The following is a 15,309-nucleotide window of genomic DNA, read 5'->3' as shown; positions in this document are numbered from 1 at the left end:
CGTCCCTATGGATGCTCCTGTCACGCTGGTTGTCGCACTTGGCGCGTTAGTGATGATCGTGGCGCTGGCCACGGCGGCACAGCGACTGCTCGGCGTCAGATTCGGGGCGATCCGCACCTTCCTGGCGGCGCTGCTGGCCTTCGCCCTGGCCGGGCCGCTGCTGTCGCCGATCCTCGGCTCGTTCGCCGGCACCGGGGTGGAGGCCGACCCCGGCATCGGGCCGATGTGGGTGCTGTTCCTCGTCGTGATGTGCGTCGTGCTCATCCCGATGGTCATCCTGGTGCTCGCCGAGGCGCTGGTGCCGCCGGGCTCGATCCCGGGACCGCTGGAGTTCTTCCGGTCGCTGCGCGGCCGGATCTCCCGCGCCAGGCGCTACTCCCAGATCACCAGGATCGCCGTCCGGCACGGGCTCGGCCCCTACCTGCGCGGCCGGGGCGAGCGCCTGGCGGACCGGCCGGGCAAGGTCCGGCTGGCCCGTTCGCTGCGCCAGGCGCTGGACGAGGCGGGCGTCACCTTCGTCAAGCTCGGGCAGGTGCTGTCCACCAGGCGTGACCTGCTGCCGGCCGAGTTCATCGACGAGCTCGGCCTTCTGCAGGACCAGGTGGCGCCGGTCCCCTGGGCGCGGATCGAGCCCGTGCTCGCCGCCGAGTTCGGCGGGCCGGTCGACAAGGTGTTCGCCGCGTTCGACACCGAGCCGCTGGCCGCCGCCTCGATCGCGCAGGCCTACACCGCTCGCCTGCACACCGGCGAGAGCGTGGTGGTCAAGGTGCAGCGGCCGGGCCTCGGCCCGACCGTGGACCGCGACCTCGACATCGTCCGGCGGCTGGCCGGCACGCTGGAGTCCAGGACCCGGTGGGGGCGCTCGCTCGGGGTGCGCGACCTGGCCGAGGGGTTCGCGGTCGCCATCAGGGAAGAGCTGGACTTCCGCGTCGAGGCGGCCAACATGGCGGCCGTCGCCGCCACCAACGGGGGCGGCGTCACCTACCCGGCCCCGGTCGGCCCGCTGTGCACTGAGCGCGTGCTGGTCATGCAGCGCCTGACGGGCGGGCCGGTGACCACGGCCTCCGCCGAGCAGGGGCCGCAGCTCGCCCGCGACCTGCTGGACTGCCTGCTCAGGCAGATCCTCGTGGAAGGCGTCTTCCACGCCGACCCGCACCCCGGCAACCTCATGCTGCTCGACGACGGCAGCCTCGGCCTGCTCGACTTCGGCTCGGTCGGCCGCCTCGACGCCGCCATCCGCTCGGCCCTGCAGCGCTTCCTGCTGGCCATGAACCGGCAGGACCCGCTCGGCGTGACCGACGCGCTGCTGGAGGTCGTGCCCCGGCCGGAGGAGATCGACGAGGCCGCGCTGGAGCGGGCGCTCGGCCAGTTCATGGCCAGGAACCTCGGGCCCGGCATGAACAGCGTCCAGATGTTCACCGACCTGTTCAAGATCGTCTCTGCGTACGGGCTGTCGATCCCGCCCGAGGTCGCCGCCGTCTTCCGGGCGCTGGCCACGCTCGAAGGCACGCTCGTACGGCTCTCGCCCGGCTTCGACCTGATCGGGGAGGCCCGCGCGTTCGCCGGCCGTCACCTGTCCGAGAAGCTCGACGGCGGCGCGCTCAAGGAGGCCGCCACCCAGGAGCTCGCCGCCCTGATCCCCATGCTGCGCCGCCTGCCCCGGCGGGTGGAGCGCATCGCCAGCTCCGCCGAGCACGGCCGCCTCGGGTTCAACGTGCGCCTGCTCGCCGACGACCGCGACCGCCGCTTCGTGACCGGCCTGCTGCACCAGGTGCTGCTCACCGTGCTGGGCGCCACCGCGGGGCTGATGGCGGTCCTGCTGCTCGGCACCGACGGCGGGCCCCGGGTGAGCGACGAGCTCGACATGAGCCTGTTCGAGCTCATCGGCTACAACCTGCTGGTGATCTGCGCCATCCTCGTGCTGCGCGTGCTCGTCCTGATCTTCCGTCGTCCCCGCGACGCCGAGCCCCACCGCGCGGTGGCGTAATCCAGGCGGCTCGGGCATAGGTCGACAAGCTCGTACATCCTCTTGACCTGTGGATGGTCTTGGACATCCACGGCATCGGGCAGGTTTCCGACTACCGGCCCGCATCCCTCGGGGGAGTCGTGGGCGCAGTGACTCCTCCCAATCGACGCCATGCCGTGCGTATGTCGTTCACTGGAACGAGAGGGATCAAGATGTGCACAACCGGATTCGCCCTTCCCTCCGCCGTGGGTGCCGGATGAGGGTCATCGGAATCGCCGCCAGCCTGCACGCGGGCTCGTACGTCAACAGACTGCTGGAGGCGGTGCGCGGTGAGCTGCCGCCCGGCGTCGGCTTCGAGGCGTGGCGGGGACTGGGCGAGGTGCCGCCCTACGGGCCGGGTCCGGTGCCCGCCGTGGTGCGCGGGCTGATCAGCCTGGTGGAGGAGGCGGACGCGATCGTGCTCACCGCCCCCGAGCACAGCCTGCTGCCGCCCGAGCTGGATCACACGCTGTCGTGGATGTCGGCGGGCGGCGGGCTGGCGGGCCGGCACGTGGCCGTCATGTGCGCCAGCGCGCGGGCCTGCGGTGCCATGTGGGCCCAGGCGGAGCTCTACAAGGAGTTGATGGCGGCAGGGGCGGTGGTGATGGGGGCCGAGCTCGTCATCTCGCCGGTCTGCCCGCACTTCGACGACGACGGCCGGCTGTGGGCCCGCGAGCTGCGCGCCCAGGTGCGCGAGGTGATCTCCCAGCTCTGCCCGGCGCAGATCAGGGAGCCGGTCCTGTCCGGGTGACAGCGCCTGCTGACAGTGCCGGGTGGGGAGTGCAGGCCTCAGAGGTCGCGGCGCAGGCGTTTGAGGTCGGAGCGGCGCTTCTTGCCGGCGATGCGGCGTTCGACCGCGCCGCGGCTCGGCTTGGTGGGGCGGCGGCGCTTGGGCGGCGGCGCGATGGCCTCACGGACGCGCTGGGCCAGCCGCTGCTCGGCCGCCTCCCTGTTGCGCAGCTGGGAGCGGTACTCGGAGGCGGCGATGGTGATCACGGGAGAGCCGAGCCGCTCCAGCGCCCTTGCCTTCAGCGCCGGGGAGAGCGCGGTGCTCGCCGCCACGTCGAAGGTGAGCTCGACCCGGCTGTCGGTGGTGTTGACGCCCTGGCCGCTGGGGCCGGATGAGCGGGAGAAACGCCAGACGAGCTCGGCGTCGGGGATGACGACCGAGGCGTTGACGACCAGCGGGCCGGGCATGGCAAGGTGCTCCTGATCCTGAAATATCCCTCGTAAGTGAGTCTCACCGTATCTGTATGACATATGCGGTGAGCAACAGCATTTCCGTATACAGCCACCTGTGCGGGAGAGTTCAGCTTGACGGCCGAACCCGAGCGGCGTATGCCAATATCGCGCGGAAACTACGGGGCGGAAGATTTTTCAGGCAGGGAGTCACTGTGGCGGGCAGTACGGCGGGCATCGTCGGCGTGCACGGGATCGGCAAGTACAACTACTACCTCGACGCCGGCCGCTCGGTCGCCGGGGCGGCGGAGGCGATGCGCCTCAAATGGGACCGCTACCTGCACGCCTCCCTCGGCGGACAGGCGCGCGACTACTTCAGCGAGGTGGCGTACTTCTCCCACCTGCTCGCGGAGGACGAGGGCGGCGACGATCCGCGGCGGGTCGCGGCGATGGAGGCGTCCACCCAGCAGGTGCTCGCCGGCTGGGCCGCCAACCTGGGCTTCGGCGAGCACTTCACGGGAGCGCTCAGGTCGTTCACCGGCTGGCTGCTGACCAGGCTCGACCGTAGGTCGGCGGCGTTCGCCGAGCTGTTCGCGCCGGAGGTGGCCGTCTACCTGGCCGACCAGGAGAAGCGGGAGCAAGCCAGGCAGGCCGTAGCCGAAGTTATCCGGAAAAATCAGCCTAAAGTCGTGATCGCGCACTCCCTGGGCAGCGTCGTCGCCTACGAGACCTTCTGGGCCCATCCGGAGCTCGAGGTCGACCTGCTGCTCACCCTCGGCAGCCCGCTCGGCATGCGCAACGTCGTCTTCGAGCGCCTGCTGCCGGCCCCCATCAACGGCCGGGGAGAGCGACCCAAGGGCGTGCGGCGCTGGGTGAACATCGCCGACAAGGACGACATCGCCGCCATCCCGCCCGCCCTGGCGAGCAGCTTCACCGGCGTCGACGTCGAAGAGCTGGTCAACCTGGACTGGATCGACTTCCACACAGCGGAGAAGTACCTCGGCTGCCCGGCCCTGCACCCGCATCTGCGACCATTCCTGGGGTGAACTGGATCCTCCTGGACTACGGCAACGTCCTGTCACTCGCCCAGCCCGCCGCCGACGCCGAGGCGATGGCCCGCGCGGCCGGTGTCGGCCCGGCGGTGTTCGACCAGCGCTACTGGCAGCACCGCCTGGCCTTCGACGCCGGCTCCCTGACCCCGGCGGACTACTGGTCGCTGGTGGCCGGCAGGCCGGTGACCGGCGCCGAGCTCGACGGCCTGATCGCGATGGACGTGGCGAGCTGGGCCCACCCCGACGAGGGCACGGTCGCCCTCCTGGACGAGCTCCTGACCGGCGGCCGCGACGTCGCCCTGCTGTCCAACGCGCCCGCCTGCGTCGCCGACGGCCTGGACGAGCTGCCCTGGATCGCCGCCATCCCACGCCGCTTCTACAGCGCCAGGATGGGCCTGGTGAAGCCGGACCGGAAGATCTACGAAGAGGTGGCGCGCGAGCTCGGCGCCGACCCCGCCGACGTCGTCTTCGTCGACGACCGCCCGGAGAACGTCGCGGGCGCCGAGGCGGCGGGCATGACCGGCGTTCACCACACCGGCGCCGAAGCCCTGCGCGAGGCGCTGAGACGACGACACTGAGACGCTGAGACGACGCCGAGGCGCTGAGACGACGACACTGAGACGCTGAGACGACGACACTGAGACGCTGAGACGACGCCGAGGCGCTGAGACGACGACGCTGAGACACTGAGAGGGGACCTGGCGGCCTCCTGAGGCCGCTGAGCGGGAAGGGGACGGCCTCCGCGGCTGCTCGGCGAGGACGACTGACGCTGTTCACCTGCCCTTGACCCCGCTGTCATGGCCGGGTCGGAGGGGCCGGACATACCTGGAGCATGGACCGCAGATCCTTCCTCACGGCCGCGGGCGCCGGGCTCGTCCTGCCCGCCCCGTTGACCGGAACGCGCCCAGCCTCCGCCTCCTCGCGAACCCTGCGAGCCGACCCGTTCACGCTCGGCGTGGCCTCAGGGGACCCCGGCACCGACGGGTTCGTGCTCTGGACCCGCCTGGCGACCGACCCGCTCGGCGGCGCCGGCCGCGGCGGCATGCCCTCCCGCGACGCCGACGTCGACTGGCAGGTCTCCACCGACGAACGCTTCTCCAAGATCGTCAAATCCGGTACGGTCCCCGCCCGCGCGCGCGACGCCCACAGCGTCCACGTCGAGGTGTCCGGACTGCAGCCGGGGCGCGAGTACTTCTACCGCTTCCGGAGCGAGGGCCGGCTGTCGCCCGAGGGACGCACCAGGACCACCCCGGACGCGCGTTCCCAGACGCCGCTCGCGTTCGCCGTCGCCGCCTGTGCCCACTACGAGCACGGCTACTACACCGCCTACCGCCGTCTCGCCGAGCAGGAGCCCGACCTGGTCGTGTTCCTCGGCGACTACATGTACGAGTACGGCCCCAGCGGCTACACCGCGCTGGCCGGACGGGTCCGTACGCACACGCCGGGCAAGTGCGCCACGCTCGCCGACTACCGGCTGCGGCACGCCCAGTACAAGAGCGACCACGACCTCCAGGCGGCGCACGCGGCGGCCCCGTGGCTGGTCGCCTTCGACGACCACGAGGTGGAGAACAACTGGGCCGGCCCGGTCTCCAGCACCGGCGCGCCGGCCTTCGAGCGGCGCAGGGCCGCCGCCTTCCGCGCCTACTACGAGAACATGCCGCTGCGCCGCGCCACCCTGCGCGGGGCCGGGCTCAACCTCAACAGGCGCGTCTCCTGGGGCTCCCTGGCGCGCTTCCACCTGCTCGACACCCGCCAGTTCCGCGACGACCAGGCCTGCGACGACGGTGTGCGCGGCGGCTGCGACGAGCGGCTGTCCACCGACCGCACCCTGCTCGGCGCCGGCCAGTGGCGCTGGCTGGAGGAAGGGCTGCGCGGCTCCGGCACCCGCTGGAACCTGCTCGGCCAGCAGATCATCATGACCCACCGCGACTACAAGCGCGGCCCTGGCCGGGAGGTGAACCTGGACTCATGGGACGGCTACGCTCCCGAGCGCACCCGCCTGATGGAGTCGCTGTCGCACACCGCCAACCCGGTCGTCCTCACCGGTGACGCGCACATGCACCACCTCGCCGACCTCAAGGCCGACTTCGACGACCCGGACTCGCCCGTGGTGGCCAAGGAACTGGTGGCCACGTCGATCGCCAGCGACGGCGACGGCTACCGGGACAAGACCTGGATCGCCGAGTCGATCGCGGAGAACCCGCACATCTCCTACATCGACCAGCGCCGGGGCTACATCATGGCCCGCCTCGACCGCGACGAGCTGTCGGTGGACTTCCGCACCCTGGACCGCATCTCCCGCCGGGGCGACCGGGCCCGCACCTCGCACCGGGTCACCATCCCGGCCATCACGGGCCCGGCCGCCGCCGGTGCTCAGCCGAGCGCGTAACCGTACAGCCCCTCACCGGTGCCGAGCCGGCGGGCCTTGCCCGGCCGCAGCCCCGCGCGCGCCCCCGGCTCACGCGCCCCCGGCACGTACGTCACCACGCCCTTGTCGGGCGCCGCCACCACCAGCCCGTAGAGCGGCGGCCGCTTCGACAGGGCCTGGTAGCCGCCGGAGGCGCGCAGCGCCGACACCGAGGACCCCTTGCCCTTGATCAGCAGGTCCCCGTGCCGCGTCAGCCCACCGGCGGGCGCCGCCGCCAGCACCTGGACGGCGTTCTCGCCCGGCACCCCGACGGCCAGCTCGTCGTCGCCGTCGCCGTTGAAGTCCCCGGCGGCCAGCGACGCGCCGAACCGGTCGTAGTAGCGTGGCGTGCCCTTGAGCAGCCGCTGCGTCCACATCTCCGACCGGGCGCCGCCCAGCCCCCGTCTGGTCCCGTACAGCACGTGCAGGGCGCCGTCGCCGTAGTCCATGGCGCGCTGGTTGGCGGTCAGCCCCTCGCCGGGGACGCCGATGACCAGGTCGTCGCGGCCGTTGGCGTCGAAGTCGCCGGTCGTGAGCGCCGCCCCGAACGCGTCCCACTTCTCCGCGGAGCCGCCGATCCCCGGTGAGCTCTGCGTGATCCGCAGCGCCGACTCACGCCGCACGTCCAGCACGGTCGCCGAGCCCTGCCCGTCCATGGTCACGCTGTCGGACGGCGCGCCGACCACCAGCTCGTCGCGCCCGTCGCCGTCGAAGTCGCCGGTCGCGACCGCCTCGCCCCACTGGTCCGTCATCCGCGCCGTCTGCCGCACCCAGCGCGTCTTCTGCGTGATCTGGTACGGCTTACGCCCCTTCATCCAGTAGAGCGTGACGCCACCGCCGGAGCGGAGCCCGGGAGCGCCGACCGCGAGCTCGTCCCGGTCGTCCCCGTCGAGGTCGCCGGCCGCCAGCGACGCGCCGAACCGGTCGCTCGACGGCTTGGCCAGGGCGAGCTCCTTGCCGGGCCGCAGCCCGCCGGTCGACCCGTGGTAGAGCTGGACGACGCCGTTGCCGTCGGCGCCCGGCACCCGATCGCCCGCGAACTCCTCCGGCACCCCCACGGCCAGGTCGGAGCACCGGTCCCCGTCGAAGTCGCCCACGGCCAGCGCCGCCCCGAACGCGTCGCCCGGCTCGGGCTCGTCCTGGGTCAGCTTCACCCGCTCCCCAGAGCCGTACAGAATCGTCACCGAACCGGCCCGCCGGTCGTCGTACGGCGCGGCCACCGCCACGTCGGGGCGGCCGTCGCCGTCGAAGTCCGAGGGCCCGCCGCCGCACTGAGCGGAGGGTGACTGTGTCGTACCGGTCAGGAGGGGGAGGATCAGAACAGCGGCAAGCGGTACGTTCATACCTCTAGTAATTTCCGGGCCGACCGAACAGTGTTTAAACGCTGCAGGAACGTGCCACGATAGGCGCGTGCACATCGATCTCGCAGATCTGGATTTCTGGCGTAAGCCCCCGAAAGAACGTCGCGAAGCGTTCGCCAGTCTCCGGCAGCGGGAGCAACCGGTGTTCTTCCCGGAGAAGAAGGTGCCGCTCCTCCGGTCAGGTGCCGGCTTCTACGCCCTGGTCCGGCACGCGGACGTGGTCGAGGCCAGCCGTAACGCCGCGGTCTTCTCCAGTGAGCCGGCCGCCACCAACCCGGAGCCGCCCTCCTGGGTCAAGCAGGTGTTCGGCGAGTCCATGGTCAACATGGACGACCCGCGGCACGCCCGGCTGCGCCGGATCGTCACGCGCTCGTTCAGCCCGAAGATGCTCGCCGGCCTGCAGTCCGACATCGACGACGCGTGCGCCGGCATCGTCGACGACGTGATCAAGGACGGCCCGCGCGACTTCGTCACCCAGGTCGCGGCCCGGCTGCCGATCCACGTCATCTGCGACATGCTGGACATCCCGCAGGCCTGGCGGGCCAAGGTCCACCAGCACGTCGACGTCTCCACCGCCTACACCGGCGTCCGCACCAGCCTGGCCCGCACCGTCCAGCTCGCCGGCCAGAACATGCTGGCCCTGCTCGCCCTCCAGCGCATGGTGATCAAGCTGGGTCAGGAGCGCGCCGCCGACCCCAAGGGAGACCTCGTCTCGCTCCTGGTGACCGCCAACCCCGACGGCGAGAAGCTCAGCGACCGCGAGCTCGGCTCGTTCTTCTCGCTGCTGCTGGTCGCGGGCAACGAGACCGCCCGCAACACCATGGCCCACGGCATCAAGCTCCTCACCGACAACCCGGCGCAGCGCGAGCTCCTGATGAGCGACTTCGACGCCCACATCGGCAACGCGATCGAGGAGATGGTCCGCCACGTCTCACCGATCATGCAGTTCCGCCGCACCCTGACCAGGGACTACGAGCTGCGCGGCCTGGAGCTGAAGAAGGGCGACAAGGTCGTGCTCTTCTACGGCTCGGCCAACCGCGACGAGACGGTCTTCCCCGACGCCGACGCCTTCGACATCACCCGCGACACCAAGCCGCATGTCGGCTTCGGCGGCCCCGGCCCGCACTTCTGCCTGGGGGCCAACCTGGCCAGGCAGGAGATGCGGGCCATGTTCCGGCAACTGCTGACCCGGCTGCCCGACATCCGCTCGGTCGGCGAGCCGGAGCTGCTGGTGTCCAACTTCGACAACAGCGTCCGCAGTCAGGCGTTCACGTTCTGAGGGTCCAGGACGTTCGTCGTGACCGTGACGACCGTGATCAGCGCCGCCACCCCCATCATGGCCGCGCTGATCAGCATGGCCATCCTGAACCCGGCGTCGAACACCGGCGCGTTCTGGAAGGCGTCCCCGACCAGCCCCACCACAGGCGGCACGGCGGCCACCGCGAGCAGCCCGCCGGTCCTGGCCACCGCGTTGTTCACGCCACTGGCCGTACCGGCGTAACGATCGTCGGCGCTGGCCAGCACGGTCGCGGTGAGCGGCGCCACCACCGCTGACAACCCCAGCCCGAACACCGTCGCCGAGGGCAGCACCAGCAGCAGGTACGACGCGTCAGGACCGATCGTGCTCATCCAGAGCAGCCCCACGCCCACCAGCAGGATGCCGCCCGTCATCGGCCAGCGCGGCCCGACGCGCTTGGCGAGCTCCCCGGCCCGCGCCGACAGCAGCAGCATCAGCAGCGTGGCGGGCAGCAACGCCGAGGCCGCCGCGACCGGCGAGAACCCGGACACCACCTGCAACTGCACCGCCAGCAGGAAGAACGCCACGCCCATCGCGCCGTACATGATCAGTGTGACCACGTTCACGGCCGTGAACACCCGGTCGCGGAACATCCCCACCGGCACCAGCGCGTCAGGCGACCTGCGCACCTGCACCACCACGAACGCCACCCCGAGCAGGATGCCCGCGATCAGCGGCGCCGGCGCGTCGAACTGGATCAGCCCGTAGGTGACGCCGGCCAGCGACAGCGCGGCCAGCAGCGCGCCCAGCACGTCGAAGCGGCCCGTCACCAGCTCGTCCCTGCTCTCCGGCACATGCCTCGCCGTGACCAGCACGACCAGCACCGCGAACGGCAGGTTGATGAGGAACGCCCACCGCCAGCCGATCGTCTGCACCATCATCCCGCCGAGCAGCGGCCCGACCGCGCTCGCCACTCCGCCCAGCCCCGACCAGACGCCGATCGCCCGCGGCCGGTCACCCCGGTGGAAGGAGGCCTGGATGATCGCCAGCGAGCCCGGTGTCAGCAGCGCGCCGCCGACGCCCTGCAGGGCGCGCGCGGCGATGAGGAACTCGATGTTCGGCGCCATCCCGCAGAGCGCCGAGGCGAGCGCGAACCAGATCGTGCCGATCAGGAAGACCTTGCGCCGGCCGTAACGGTCGCCGAGAGAGCCGCCCAGAAGGATCAGCCCGGCGAGCGTCAGCGTGTAGGCGTTGACGGTCCACTGCAGACCGGCCATGCCGGCGTTGAGCTCGGTGCCGAGAAAGGGCAGGGCGACGTTCACCACCGTGCTGTCGAGCATGGCGAGACCAGACCCCAGCACGGTGGCAGCCAGAATCCACCGGCCTTGTGCTGATTTGAGCTCTATGTGACCGTTTGCCATGGGGGCAATCCTGCCACCCCAGGGAGATGGCCCTCAGGCGGGTGGTGCGCCAAGGGCGCGCAGGACGAACGCCGACACCAGCTCGGTGGCCCGGTCGACGGTCACCGCCCCGCTGATCAGCGGCACCCGCTCCGCGCCGATCAACGCCATGATCATGCGCGCGGTGGCGGCCACGTCGAGCACCTGGAACTCACCCGACGCGCCGCCGCTGTCGAGGATGTCGATCAGGATGCGCTGCATGGGCGCCACGTGCTCGGCCAGCTGCTGGTAGGCGGCGGGCCCCAGGGCCGCGCTCAGGTCGGCCGCGCCCGGATGCGGATGCGCCAGCAGCCCGTCGAGCTGCAGCCGCACGAACACCCGCAGCCGATCGGCCGGCGAGGCGCCCTCGGGCAGGCCCTGCTCGTAGCTGTCGATGAAGTAGCGCGTCACCCGCTCGGTGAACGCGAGCAGCAGCGCCGCCTTGTCCGGAAAGTAGTTGTACAGGACGGTCCTGGTGATCCCGGCCTCGTGCGCCACGTCCGTCAGCGAGATCGTGTCGATGCCCTGCACCCTCGACAGCCGCGAGACCGCCTGCAGGATGCGGTCACGCGTCTGGGCGCGGTGCTCGCCGATGGTGGCTGCGGAGATCCGGGGCATGGCTTCATGGTAGGCCGTGTCTTCAGGCTGTGTCCTCAGGCTGGTCGCCAGGCTGTGTCGCCAGGCTGTGTCGCCAGGCTGTGTCCTCAGGCTGTGTCCTCAGGCTGTGTCTTTAGGCGGGGGCCCGCACCACGTGCAGCAGTTCGGCCAGGACCTCGGTGTTGAGCTGGTAGGCGAGGTTCACCTCGCGGATGATCCGCTGCTGCTCCCGCTCGTCCGGCGCCAGCGCGTCCAGCCGGGAACGGTACTCGTCCTTGAACCTGGGCAGGCTCCTGACCTGGTCGAAGAGGTAGAAGTCGACGCCGCCGCCAGGCTGGTAGCCGTAGATCTTCTCCAGCTCCATCCGGATGAACTGCCCGCCGGACAGGTCACCGAGATAGCGGGTGTAGTGGTGGGCGATGTAGCCGCCCGGCCAGTCGGCCATCTGCTCGATCCGGGCCGCCAGGGTCCGCGTGGCCTTGGACGGCGCGATCCGGTCCCGCCAGCCCGGCCCGTAGATCTTCGCCAGGTCCCGCTCCAGCGCCTCCTCCCGGTAGAGCTCGGGGAAGACGAACCGTCCCGCCACCGGGTGCTCGCTCAGCCTGCGGGACACGCCGTCGAGGGCGACGTAGGCGAAATAGTGCTGGGCGACCATCTCGCCGTACTCCTGCTCGCTCAGCCGCCCGCCCATCAGCTCCGACAGGTAACTCTCACCTTCGGCGGCCTCGTGCTCGCCCCAGGTGGCGTTTCTCAAGGTCTCGGAGAACGAGGTCACGGCTGCACCTTAGGGTTCGTACGGATGTTTCATGACACAGTGTCACAAACCCGTTCGGGCCCCGTCAAGCCGATGACGACACCATGTCATGAAGGTGCCCGTTGAGCCTACGGTCATTCCTCGCCGGAGAACCTCTCCCAGGCCGACTGCCGTGCCATGCCCAGGGCCGCGCCGATGCGGGCCCAGGTGATGCCACGGTCGCGCGCCCTGCCCACCCAGACCTGAAGGTTGGCGTCGACCTGGGCGCTCACCGTGGCGACTCGCGGCAGGAAGTCGAGGATCTCCTGGTCGGTCATGCTGTCGAGCCAGGGGATCTCGGGTTCGGCGGGCGGTGCTTGCAGGATGGCGTCGCACAGGTGCACGCATTCGTTGCAGATGTAGACGCCGGGGCCGGCGATCACCTTGTCCACCTCGGTCTTGGACTTGGCGCAGAACGAGCAGTGGATCTGCTGGTCGGTCAGGGAAGGGGCGGGCATCGGTCCTCCTTGGGTTGTCAGGGTGGACCTGACGTGTTGATGGTAGGCCGTCAGGCCAGCCCTGACAAGACGCCCTCGGCATGTACAGGCGCACCGCATGCTGCGGACGCGACTCCCTGTCGTCCGGACATCCGGGTCGAGGATGGCGGCGACCTGGCGGAGGGCCGGGTTGTCAGGTCCGAAGGTGGCGGTCGCCTGGTGTGGTTTCGGCTGGCGGGTCAGAGTGTGGCGGCCACCTGGCGGAGTCCGGCCGAGGCGTCGCCGGTGATCGGGTCGCCGTGGCCGACGCAGACCAGGGCGAGGTCGAGCTCCGCCAGCCGCCGGAAGGACGTGATCGCCTTCGGGCGGTCGGCGTTGAAGACTCCCAGCATGATCCGCCCGTCCACGTGGGCGATGGTGTCACCGGCGAACAGCAGCCGATGGGCCGGCACATGGATGGCGACGCTGCCGTCGGTGTGGCCGGGGATGGAGATCACCTCCGCGCCGCCGCCGAAGTCGATGACGTCACCGTCCGAAAGCTCCTGGTCGACGCGGGAGGGCGGCACCGGCGGGATCGGGGGCAGGCCGTCGAAGATCTCCCGCTCCCAGTCAGGCATGTCCGCGCGCTCGGGCAGCTGCTGTACGGCCTGTCCCCGGACGACCGGCGCGTCGGCCCGATGGACCATCACCGTCGCGTCGCCGGCGATCTCCGCGAGCGCGCCATGATGATCCTCGTGCCCGTGCGTCACGATGACCCGCTTCAGGTCGCCGAGAGTGAAGCCGAGCGACCGGATGGCGCCCTCGATGTCGCCGCCCGAGCCGGGCGTGCTCGTGTCTATGAGCGTCAGGGCGTCGCGCTCGTGCCACAGGTAGGCGTGCCCGACGGCGAAGTGGAGTAGATGCAGATGGGGTGTCACCTCGACGAGCTTCATCCCCGCAACGTACGTCCCCGGCCGGTCCCGAGCGCTGCCACTTCGCTCTGAGCACAGGCACCTTCCCTATATATCCCTATCATCACCTTGTTGCGGTACATTAAGGAATGTCATGCACCAATACACCGTCGAGCAGGCTGCGAACCTCCTCGGCCTTCACGTCAAGACCGTCCGCAACTATGTGCGCGACGGCCGGCTCAAAGCCGTCAAGATCGGCAAGCAGTACCGGATCGCCCGCCAGGACCTGGAGGCGTTCACCGGGCAACCCGTCTCACCTCAGGCCCCGTCCCGGCACGTCGAAGCGTCCAGCATCGTGCGGATCGACGGCATCGACCGTGCCGAGATGGACCGCCTGAGCACCATGCTCCTGGGCTCCCTGGCAAGCCGTCCTACCGGCATCCGGGTCGAACTCGTCTACGACGAGGAACGTGCCAACCTGAAGATCGTCATCCTGGGCGACCTGGAGACCTCCGCCCAGGTATTCCGCCTCATCGACGCCCTCATCAGACAGTGACCATGCCGCCCCACCCCATCCGGCCACCGCGGACCCGCAGCCCACCCAGACGTCGAGCCACCGAGTCCGTGCCGACCACGCGAGCCGGCGAACCGACCGGCCTGCCTACCCGACTCCGTACCGACCACGCGAGACGGCGAACCGCTGAGTCCGCGCAGCCTATCTAGACGGCGAGCCGCCGAATCCGCACCGGCCACGCAAGGCAGCGGACCTGAGGGTGCACCGGCCCTGCAGGGTGAGTGAGCCGTTGCAGCAATGACCACGCCCCCTTTGCCACCACTCGGCGAGGGGAGAGGACCAAGAGAGCGATGAGATGGCGGAGATCTACAAGACCGAGGATGGCAGGCGGGCCGTCGAGAAGCGTTACCGCGAGTTCCTGGCCCGCTGGCCGGTGTCTGCCGAGCACCTGCGGCTTCCTCGCGGAGAACGCCCATGCCTAGCACCCCTCCCGATGCAGCCTTCACTGCGCCGCTTCCAGCGCAACGCTGTGGGATTGTGCCGGTCTCAGCCCAGCGCAACGCCGTGGGACTGCGCTATTTGTAGGGCAGTGCTAGGCACCACGCCAGCCGTTCAGAGCGCAGTGATGGGCGCGCGCCGCTCCCGGCGCAGTTCAGATCATGTACGGCGCGTCGGGGATGCACCTTCTCCGTGATAACCCGTAACCGGCCTCTGGCAAGGACTCGTCATGCAAGCGCCTGTGACAACCCCTGACGCATGGTTCGGTGAGAACCCGTGAAGCCAGGCCTCGCCCGTGAGAACCCGTAAAGCTGGTTTCCAAGAAAACCCCGCAAGCCGACCCCCGTGACTACCTGTAATTCAGGTGCAGTCGCTCGTATGAGGGTCTGCCTGTTTCCCCTGCAACCCGCGAGGTCCCAGCCAGGGCCCACGGTCCCAACTGCCGCCGCCAGTCGTAAGCGGTCGAGCTAGACATTTGAGGAGTACCCCATGTCCGAAACCTTCATCTGCGAGTCGCAGGGTCACCCGTTGCGCAGTGAGCAGGATGCGCTCGACCTGATCGGCGAGGCGGCGTATCGGCGCGTCCAGTGGGTCGTCGTCCCCGCTGAGCGGCTGCACCAGGATTTCTGGCGTCTGAGCACGCGGGTCGCGGGAGAATTCGTCGGGAAGTTCGCCAACTATCGACGTGGCCTCGTCGTCATGGGCGATATTTCCGAACATATCGCTGCAAGCTCATCTTTCCGGGACTGGGTCCGCGAGGCGAACCGTGGTCGGCAGATCTGGTTCGTCGCCGATCAGGCGGAGCTTGAGCAGCGGTTGGCCGGTAACGAGGACGAATGAGCCAGGCTTGCCCGAGCCCGAGCCCGAGCCCGAGGTAGAGGTAGAGCCCCAGCCCGAGGT

General features: G+C 70.1%; 15 protein-coding genes. 8 read left to right on the top strand and 7 right to left on the bottom strand.

The annotated features are described in order from the left end of the window. The first annotated feature begins 7 nt into the window (after positions 1–7). Positions 8–1,987 (top strand): ABC1 kinase family protein, encoded by a 1,980-nt coding sequence (locus tag ACIBQX_RS03985; protein WP_397000338.1) that lies wholly within the window; start codon positions 8–10, stop codon positions 1,985–1,987. A 235-nt stretch (positions 1,988–2,222) separates the two neighbouring features. Then, a complete protein-coding gene (locus ACIBQX_RS03980; RefSeq protein WP_397000336.1) occupies positions 2,223–2,756 on the top strand; it encodes an NADPH-dependent FMN reductase in 534 nt (177 codons plus the stop codon). Between the two features lie 38 nt (positions 2,757–2,794). Here ACIBQX_RS03980 and arfB read toward each other — a convergent pair whose 3' ends face one another. Continuing rightward, positions 2,795–3,202: an alternative ribosome rescue aminoacyl-tRNA hydrolase ArfB gene (gene arfB / locus ACIBQX_RS03975; protein ID WP_397000334.1), complete on the bottom strand. Its 408-nt coding sequence runs from the start codon at positions 3,200–3,202 to the stop codon at positions 2,795–2,797. Positions 3,203–3,399: 197 nt separating this feature from the next. On the opposite strand from arfB, the gene ACIBQX_RS03970 reads away from it, so the two are divergent. From ACIBQX_RS03970 to ACIBQX_RS03960, 3 genes are all read left to right on the top strand, one after another. After that, complete coding sequence (locus ACIBQX_RS03970; RefSeq protein ID WP_397000332.1) at positions 3,400–4,230, top strand: hypothetical protein; 831 nt, start codon at positions 3,400–3,402, stop codon at positions 4,228–4,230. Beyond that, a complete protein-coding gene (locus tag ACIBQX_RS03965) occupies positions 4,227–4,814 on the top strand; it encodes an HAD family hydrolase (RefSeq protein ID WP_397000330.1) in 588 nt (195 codons plus the stop codon). The genes ACIBQX_RS03970 and ACIBQX_RS03965 overlap by 4 nt, the downstream gene beginning before the upstream one ends. Before the next feature lie 254 nt (positions 4,815–5,068). Then, the gene (locus ACIBQX_RS03960; protein WP_397000328.1) at positions 5,069–6,625 is read left to right on the top strand and encodes an alkaline phosphatase D family protein; all 1,557 of its coding nucleotides are present in this window, start codon (positions 5,069–5,071) and stop codon (positions 6,623–6,625) included. On the opposite strand, the gene ACIBQX_RS03955 is transcribed toward ACIBQX_RS03960, so the two are convergent. Then, positions 6,610–7,986: an FG-GAP and VCBS repeat-containing protein gene (locus ACIBQX_RS03955; protein ID WP_397000326.1), complete on the bottom strand. Its 1,377-nt coding sequence runs from the start codon at positions 7,984–7,986 to the stop codon at positions 6,610–6,612. The genes ACIBQX_RS03960 and ACIBQX_RS03955 overlap by 16 nt on opposite strands. Before the next feature lie 67 nt (positions 7,987–8,053). Between ACIBQX_RS03955 and ACIBQX_RS03950 the strand changes: the two genes are divergently transcribed. Continuing rightward, positions 8,054–9,283 (top strand): cytochrome P450, encoded by a 1,230-nt coding sequence (locus tag ACIBQX_RS03950; RefSeq protein WP_397000324.1) that lies wholly within the window; start codon positions 8,054–8,056, stop codon positions 9,281–9,283. Here ACIBQX_RS03950 and ACIBQX_RS03945 read toward each other — a convergent pair. The 5 genes from ACIBQX_RS03945 to ACIBQX_RS03925 all read right to left on the bottom strand — a co-directional run bounded on the left by ACIBQX_RS03945 (position 9,265) and on the right by ACIBQX_RS03925 (position 13,439). After that, entirely contained in the window at positions 9,265–10,662 is a 1,398-nt protein-coding gene (locus ACIBQX_RS03945) for an MFS transporter (RefSeq protein ID WP_397000322.1), read from the bottom strand. The two genes, ACIBQX_RS03950 and ACIBQX_RS03945, sit on opposite strands and share 19 nt — an antisense overlap. A gap of 33 nt (positions 10,663–10,695) precedes the next feature. Then, the gene (locus tag ACIBQX_RS03940) at positions 10,696–11,298 is read right to left on the bottom strand and encodes a TetR/AcrR family transcriptional regulator (RefSeq protein WP_397000320.1); all 603 of its coding nucleotides are present in this window, start codon (positions 11,296–11,298) and stop codon (positions 10,696–10,698) included. A 112-nt stretch (positions 11,299–11,410) separates the two neighbouring features. Beyond that, complete coding sequence (locus tag ACIBQX_RS03935) at positions 11,411–12,052, bottom strand: heme oxygenase (biliverdin-producing) (protein WP_397000318.1); 642 nt, start codon at positions 12,050–12,052, stop codon at positions 11,411–11,413. 113 nt (positions 12,053–12,165) lie between these two features. Next, positions 12,166–12,528 (bottom strand): ClpX C4-type zinc finger protein, encoded by a 363-nt coding sequence (locus tag ACIBQX_RS03930; RefSeq protein ID WP_397000316.1) that lies wholly within the window; start codon positions 12,526–12,528, stop codon positions 12,166–12,168. A 218-nt stretch (positions 12,529–12,746) separates the two neighbouring features. Continuing rightward, on the bottom strand, positions 12,747–13,439 hold the full coding sequence (locus tag ACIBQX_RS03925) for an MBL fold metallo-hydrolase (protein ID WP_397000314.1): 693 nt from the start codon (positions 13,437–13,439) through the stop codon (positions 12,747–12,749). Positions 13,440–13,551: 112 nt separating this feature from the next. On the opposite strand from ACIBQX_RS03925, the gene ACIBQX_RS03920 reads away from it, so the two are divergent. Together ACIBQX_RS03920 and ACIBQX_RS03915 are read left to right on the top strand one after the other, a co-directional pair. Then, positions 13,552–13,953 (top strand): helix-turn-helix domain-containing protein, encoded by a 402-nt coding sequence (locus tag ACIBQX_RS03920; RefSeq protein WP_397000312.1) that lies wholly within the window; start codon positions 13,552–13,554, stop codon positions 13,951–13,953. Positions 13,954–14,898: 945 nt separating this feature from the next. Then, on the top strand, positions 14,899–15,249 hold the full coding sequence (locus tag ACIBQX_RS03915) for a DUF4180 domain-containing protein (RefSeq protein ID WP_397000310.1): 351 nt from the start codon (positions 14,899–14,901) through the stop codon (positions 15,247–15,249). Positions 15,250–15,309 lie beyond the last annotated feature (60 nt).

This window comes from Nonomuraea sp. NPDC049714, assembly GCF_044465295.1.
GTDB lineage: Bacteria > Actinomycetota > Actinomycetes > Streptosporangiales > Streptosporangiaceae > Nonomuraea.
Note: the sequence above shows the minus strand (reverse complement) of the source record. Positions and strands in the feature narration are given on the sequence as shown.